The 3,897-nt window shown below is 45.4% G+C and carries 4 protein-coding genes, 1 rRNA gene and 2 pseudogenes; 5 read left to right on the top strand and 2 right to left on the bottom strand.

The annotated features are described in order from the left end of the window. Positions 1-242: 242 nt before the first annotated feature. Positions 243-620: a YccF domain-containing protein gene (locus tag CIK87_RS09790; protein ID WP_022309971.1), complete on the bottom strand. Its 378-nt coding sequence runs from the start codon at positions 618-620 to the stop codon at positions 243-245. 483 nt (positions 621-1,103) lie between these two features. Here CIK87_RS09790 and CIK87_RS09780 point away from each other — a divergent pair, with 483 nt between their 5' ends. The 5 genes and pseudogenes from CIK87_RS09780 (at position 1,104) to CIK87_RS14835 (ending at position 3,488) form a co-directional block, all read left to right on the top strand. Beyond that, positions 1,104-1,538, top strand: a complete 435-nt coding sequence (locus CIK87_RS09780) for an outer membrane beta-barrel protein (RefSeq protein WP_094387018.1) — start codon at positions 1,104-1,106, stop codon at positions 1,536-1,538. Between the two features lie 558 nt (positions 1,539-2,096). After that, positions 2,097-2,171: pseudogene (locus CIK87_RS14840) on the top strand (hypothetical protein); the annotation flags it as partial. 5 nt (positions 2,172-2,176) lie between these two features. Next, positions 2,177-2,542 carry a hypothetical protein gene (locus CIK87_RS09770; RefSeq protein ID WP_022309974.1) on the top strand — a complete coding sequence of 122 codons (366 nt, stop codon included), beginning with the start codon at positions 2,177-2,179 and terminating at the stop codon, positions 2,540-2,542. Further along, positions 2,527-3,290 (top strand): annotated as a pseudogene (locus CIK87_RS09765) (IS66 family transposase); the annotation flags it as partial. The gene CIK87_RS09770 and the pseudogene CIK87_RS09765, both read left to right, overlap by 16 nt. Before the next feature lie 15 nt (positions 3,291-3,305). Further along, positions 3,306-3,488, top strand: coding sequence for a transposase domain-containing protein (locus tag CIK87_RS14835; RefSeq protein ID WP_254046101.1), 183 nt, complete (start codon positions 3,306-3,308; stop codon positions 3,486-3,488). A 319-nt stretch (positions 3,489-3,807) separates the two neighbouring features. Here the strand turns inward: CIK87_RS14835 and rrf are convergent. Beyond that, positions 3,808-3,897, bottom strand: a 5S ribosomal RNA gene (rrf, locus tag CIK87_RS09755); the annotation flags it as partial.

The following is a 3,897-nucleotide window of genomic DNA, read 5'->3' as shown; positions in this document are numbered from 1 at the left end:
ACCACTTTGCATAACATGCTCTTCAAAATGGCATTTCTCAAGCATTTTGAAGAACAGGGAAAGACCACCAAAAGGTGTTATTTCCTTATTTACAAACTTTATGTCACAGTTTCGCATCGGAGTATATCCTTTTTTTCGTGGTAAAGTTAGTAAATATTTATAAATCAAGCATATACAAAGCTGTTTTTCTAATGGCGGTCATTAGAAAATGACAAGAAACTTTTTCTAATGACCGATTTGGGTTAATAATCAAGTTCAACGTCTTTGCCAAACGGCGCAAGCGCCAGCCCAGCCATCTTGAAATGCTGCTTGCCCCAAGGGATGCCAATAATGGTAATATAAAGGAACAATCCGAAAATTGCGTGCATTAGCCAGGCAAAGATACCTCCACACATGAACCAAATGAAATTCATAAAAACGCGGAGGCAACCTGTGGGGCTTTCCGTGGGAATGACTCTGGCACCAAACGGCCAAAGGCAGAGCAGCCCAAGTTTGTACGTCTGCATCGCGAAAGGGATGCCAATGATAGTAATGGCCAAAGCCAGACTACCCGTAAAATAGCCAAAGGCTGCCTCAAGGCCGCCACACAACAACCATACAATGTTAGCAAACGTTTTCATATTCCTATTTATTTCAGTTATTAAGTTAATGGACGCATCCCCAACCCTGCCGCCTGAATAAGATATGCAGAGCGAAGCACGATGAGACAACAGATTGCTGGTGATAATCACCAAGGGCAAAGATACGGCTTTTTTGAATATTACACACAACTTCTGCATACTTTTTGATGCTCAGAAGGAAAAAACAGCACATCAGAGGTAACCGCAAATGCAGAAATAATCACGCTCCTGACAACAACTATCCACAGGGATATGGACGGGCAAACAGCATGAGGAAAATCGGCCAGGCCGACATCAAACAACCTGCATCCTTGGTTGCCAAAACATCCCAAACAGGCATGCTGCAAAGGATCATACAATAGTCTGGGCATAATAGATAGCATCATACTATAAAGAACAATCAGTTGAATCTATTCTACAATCTCCCTCTGACGAAAGATGGTCATTTGGAACTGAATCTTGACTACATTTACAAGTCTTCGAATGATGACCAGGCTGTCAAAACCTCTAATAAAGATAAAGCAAATAAGTTGGATTATTAATACGACGGAAATTATAATGTCTATCTATGTATCAGCAAATTACAACTACCGCATAGAGGAGAATGTAAACTTCTATCTGAAGATGAATTATACAAGCAAGACTGAAGATGCGGGTTGCAGACAATACCCGTCATTGTGCGCCAGCGCTGGCATTACTTTCTGTTTCCCGGACAAGACATTACAGCTGAATATAGCTTGTCATGACTTGTTCCGTAAAGAGTACTCTGATTGGGAAGTCAGGTACTACAACATCAACAACAAACAAAAGAACAATGTGGACTCGCGATTCTGTTCTATCTACTTGAAATACAATATCAACAAAATGCCACGTAAGAATAAAGTCAAGGATGTGGATAATGTATTGAACAGATTATAGGCATACGCGACCATTTTCCTACACACCAACAAACCGTAATCATTATTTCGCGAGCCTACCCCAGCCAGTCTGTAAAGATAAGTATACAGTCGTACACCTTATCCAGGAATCTCCCTATCCGTTGCTTAATGCCTTTCCAATATATTCCCTTCATATTAATAAGACTATTTCTGTTATCTATACTCAAGCAAATCTTTTGGTACACCATAACAATTTGAATGAACTATAGATTCATCTATAACTTTACGTAGCTCTTCATGAATGCCGCTTGTTATTATTTCGTCAATTCTATTCTCGCTTACTATCATAAATCATAATCTATATACAATAAATATCGTATCACTGCAAAATTACTTTCTTTTTTTGACTAAAACAAAGGTTTTCAGATATATATATGGTAACAAGCCGAAACAAGCCGTATTGCTTTGAATGGTTACGCATATCTAACGCATCGAAGTGAATGGTATGTGTGGACAGGTCCGGAAAGTGGGTCTGGAACCGGCTAATGGTGACGTGTAAATATTTGTGGTAAAGTCTCGCACGATCATGAAGTAGCTCCATTGGGAACGTGGAGGTTATGTGATGTACTACAAACGTTTGGAGCAGGGCCGTTTCCATCCTCGCATATCATAGAGGCGATGGACGAAAAGGCGGCCAAGATAGAGGCAATGGCCAAAGAGATAGAGGCCGAAAACCGCAAACGCTGGGCACGCGCAAAGAGAACTCCGTCGCGTCCCTTGAGCTACCGTTACGCAGGACTTGAGGAACACACAACCGTCATGATGCCCGAAGGTGTGGCTGCAGGCGAGTGCGATACCATGGGCAAGGATGTTTCCCGCATACTCCATCGCGAACCGGCCAAGGTATGGGTTGAAATCATAAAGCGTCCCTTATTGCGCATGAAACCCGACAAGGATTCGCCCAATCCGCGCATATACCAGGCAAGGCCCCTCATGCGGTCATCGGCAGCAACCATTTCGGCGCCGACATGCTCACGCAGATAGTGATAAACAAATACCGATACCATCTGCCCGAATACCGCCAGGTCAGGCAGTATGCCGAACTCGGACTGAAACTCCCCACCTCCACGCTGAACGGCTGGGTGCATGCCGTGGCCTCCAGACTGGAACCTGTTTACGAGGCTTTGCGCGACGATGTCCGTAACAGTGATTATCTACAGATAGACGAGACCCCGTGGCGCATAGCCGATTCTCCAGGCAAGAGCCGCAAGGGATATGCGTGGCAGTTTCTCGACAACCGCCCGCAGAGCCACGATCTCTATTTCCTTTATATGAACGGCTCGCGTGCGGGGACAGTCCCACGTGCAGAGCTGCGCGATTTCCGTGGTGCGCTACAGACCGACGGATATGGTGTATATGATTATTTTGAGTTGCTGGACAATGTGACCCTTCTGGGTTGCATGGCTCACGTGCGCCGTAAATTCACCGACGCCCAGGCATCATATCCCGAACTGGCCGTGCGGGCGGTAAAATGGCTGGATCTGCTCTATGACCTCGAGGCAAACCTGAAGGCAAAAGGCGCCACGTATGAGGAAATAGCCGCCGAGCGTCAGGCCAAGGCATTGCCGATAATAATGCCATAGAAAAATGGATGGAGAGCGAACACACGAAATGCACCCCATCCGACCCCATGGGCAAGGCGCTCGACTACGCCTATAAGTTATGGCCCCGCCTGCGTCGCTATGCTCTTGATAGCCGTTACCATATTGACAACAATTCCGTGGAGCGCAACCAGCGTCCGTCAGTGATGGGCTGCAAGAACTACCTGTTAAGCAAAAGCGATAGCGGAACCGTTGACAACGCCATCATCTATTCGCTGATAGAGAGCTGCGAAATCGTAGGTGTCAATTCACTTCAATGGCTCACCCATGTGTTGCAGTCGCTCCACGACGACACCACGGCCGAACAGATAACACAAATGCTTCCTTAGAACTACAGAAAAACTCGCGAATAGAACTTCGCGAGTTTTTTTATTCAAAGCAATACGGCTTGTTTCGGATGGTTACATCACTCCCATGCGCATACCAGTCAGATGCTGCACCATAACTATACGGTTGTCCTCATTCAAATTGAACATAACTATTTTTGAGGACAAAGGTAAACAGAATTGAAGAAATGGAAAAGGCTGCTTGCTTCGGATGGTTACGCTTGTTTCGGATGGTTACGTTACTCTTCTTCTTTGCCCAAATATGACACATGTACCAACGAAAAAAGCCTCAGTCACTGTCGTGACCAAGGCTCTTCGTGAAAAAGGGCGGCTACCTACTCTCCCGCATTGCATTGCAGTACCATCGGCGCAAGTGGGCTTAACTTCTCTGTTCGGAATGGGAAGAGGTGGG

Source organism: Prevotella sp. P5-64 (genome assembly GCF_002251285.1).
In the GTDB taxonomy this organism is placed as follows: Bacteria; Bacteroidota; Bacteroidia; order Bacteroidales; family Bacteroidaceae; genus Prevotella.
The sequence above is the reverse complement of the archived record's forward strand: the minus strand, read 5'-3'. Positions and strand labels throughout refer to the sequence as shown.

What these genes read in the sequence shown, in the direction of transcription:
- CIK87_RS09790 (WP_022309971.1), bottom strand. Translation starts at nt 620, where the DNA reads ATGAAAACGTTTGCTAACATTGTATGGTTGTTGTGTGGCGGCCTTGAG.
- CIK87_RS09770 (WP_022309974.1), top strand. Translation starts at nt 2,177, where the DNA reads ATGGACGAAAAGGCGGCCAAGATAGAGGCAATGGCCAAAGAGATAGAG.
- CIK87_RS14835 (WP_254046101.1), top strand. Translation starts at nt 3,306, where the DNA reads ATGGGCTGCAAGAACTACCTGTTAAGCAAAAGCGATAGCGGAACCGTT.
- CIK87_RS09780 (WP_094387018.1), top strand. Translation starts at nt 1,104, where the DNA reads ATGATGACCAGGCTGTCAAAACCTCTAATAAAGATAAAGCAAATAAGT.